Annotated in this window: 1 protein-coding gene and 1 pseudogene; both read left to right on the top strand. The window is 37.4% G+C overall.

Annotation, left to right across the window (positions count from 1 at the left end; all coding sequences use genetic code 11):
* A pseudogene (locus tag AB671_RS22560) lies at window positions 1–494 on the top strand (hypothetical protein); the annotation flags it as partial.
* A gap of 9 nt (window positions 495–503) precedes the next feature.
* On the top strand, window positions 504–901 hold a 398-nt coding region (locus AB671_RS20300; RefSeq protein WP_228390989.1), incomplete at its 3' end, for a DUF6443 domain-containing protein.

Genomic DNA, 901 nt, shown 5'->3' with positions numbered 1-901 from the left:
ATGATAATCCTGCCAACTTATTGCCGAGCTCTGTAATCTCGACCGACCTTAGCAATACCAATTCTACCGAAGTTACTTATGATCAGTATGATCCCAAAGGTAATCTATTACAATATACTACCAGAGATGGTATTCCTACAACAATCATTTGGGGCTACAACTCAACTCAACCGATTGCTAAAATTGTAGGTCATCCATATTCTTTAATAAGTGGTTTGGTAGCGGCTATTATTACAGCTTCAGATGAGGATGCTTTAAATCCTTCGAATGAGGGTGCATTGATAATAGCTTTGGATAACTTCCGTAATCTTCTGCAGTTAAAAGAATTTCAGATTACCACTTACACTTATGACCCATTGATTGGGGTAACGAGCATCACCCCACCATCAGGAATCAGAGAGATTTACAAATACGACTCTGCCAACAGATTAGAAAATATCAAAGATATTAATGGTAAACTGATAAAAGAATTCAAATACAACTACAAACACTAAAACCAAATCATGAAAAAAATAATCATCCCGATAAGTACATTGTTTGTAGTGGGGCTTTCCCATGCGCAAACCTTGAATTTGAGCACAAATCAGAATTATGTTTACACAAAAAGCTATCTAGATTATAATGGAACGACTGCCTCTAAGACAGCAGAAACCGTCCAATATTTTGACGGTTTAGGCAGACCTAAACAGGTTGTGAATATAAAAGCTTCCCCATTACAAAAAGATGTGGTGTCTCATATCACCTATGACGGATTTGGGAGACAGGCTCTGGATTACCTTCCCATTCCACAAGGTGGAACAATGAATGGAGCAATTATTCCCGACCCTTTAGCAAATGCACCTAATACTCCTTTAGGCAACGAAGTTATTTTTGCTAAAAAAGAATTTGAAAATTCGCCATT

The organism is Chryseobacterium sp. BGARF1 (genome assembly GCF_001677955.1).
Lineage (GTDB): Bacteria > Bacteroidota > Bacteroidia > Flavobacteriales > Weeksellaceae > Chryseobacterium.
The sequence above is the reverse complement of the archived record's forward strand: the minus strand, read 5'-3'. Positions and strand labels throughout refer to the sequence as shown.